We start from the raw sequence: 1,119 nt of genomic DNA, 5'->3' as shown, positions 1-1,119 counted from the left end.
AGGTCAGTCGCAGTCCGTCGACGTCGGTGAAGCGCAACTGGGCGCCGGGGTGCGACCGTTCCTTGCGGACGATCAGCCGCATCCCCTTGGGCCACGTGCTCAGGTCGGGCATGTCGGTGATCTCCGCGACCCAGGCGCCGGGCCGCTCTGTGCCGCCCGCGTCGTAAGCCGGTGTCCACGCCTTCTTCGGGATCTTCAGGACGGCCTGGTGGATGGCGTCGGTGATGGTCATGCCGACGGAATACGACAGCCACCGGCCCCGGCGGGAGAGCCAGTCGAGGAAGGCGTGGGTGCCGCCGGCAGAGTCCGTGCGGATCAGTGTCTGCCGGCCCCGCCGCAGGTGTTTGGGGAGTTGGGCCAGGGCGAGTTGGGTGGTGGTGATGTGATCGCTCGCGGTGTTGGAGCCTGCGTTGCCGGGCCGCAGCAGCGCGGCCACCGGCTCTCCGGAACCGGCTTGGCCGTGGTCGACGAACGCGACGAGCGGATGATGGCCGAAGGTCTTCTTCCAGGTCGCGGTGGCGTCCTGCTTCTCGGAGTGCGCAAGGACCAGCACGCCGTCGATGTCCACGATCACGTGAGCGTCGGCGGCCGGACCGTTCGCCCCGGCCAGTTCCCAGACCCGCGACCGTACTTCGGCCCGCGCCGACCGGATCGCGGTGAGCGCCTTCGGTCCGGCTGCGGCGAGGGCGTCGATGAGTCGTGAGACCGTGGGGTCGGACGCCACCGGGCCGAACACGTCGGGCTCGGCCCGCAGCATGGCGACATCGGCGAGGCAGTCCCCGCCCAGAGCGACTCCGAGCGCGACATCCAGCAGAACCTTGCCCGGGTCGTGCACTGCCCGCGGCTTGCGCCACGGTGCCAATGCCACCGATATCGCGGTGTCCAGGCCCACCTTGCCGACCGTCTCGACCAGCAGCACCGCCCCGGCCTGCGAGACCGCCCCGCTGCCACCGCCCTCGACACGGACACGCGGGTACAACCCGATACGCTTGCTCACCTGGAGAGTGCTTCTTTCCGTGCAGCCAACAGGACCCTAGACAAGTCCCATCGTTGCAGGTCAGGAGCACTCTCCGCTTATTTGATCAAGGCATGGACGAGCACGCTCATGAAAGCGCGAGG

The 1,119-nt window shown here is 68.8% G+C and carries 1 protein-coding gene; it reads right to left on the bottom strand.

Annotated elements, in window-relative coordinates; all coding sequences use genetic code 11:
- Positions 1-997: IS1380 family transposase (locus ACO0M4_RS41045; RefSeq protein WP_430376396.1), on the bottom strand; the 997-nt coding region annotated here is incomplete at its 3' end.
- Positions 998-1,119: the final 122 nt, after the last annotated feature.

The sequence above is a fragment of the Streptomyces sp. RGM 3693 genome, assembly GCF_050471125.1.
GTDB lineage: Bacteria > Actinomycetota > Actinomycetes > Streptomycetales > Streptomycetaceae > Streptomyces.
Note: the sequence above shows the minus strand (reverse complement) of the source record. Positions and strands in the feature narration are given on the sequence as shown.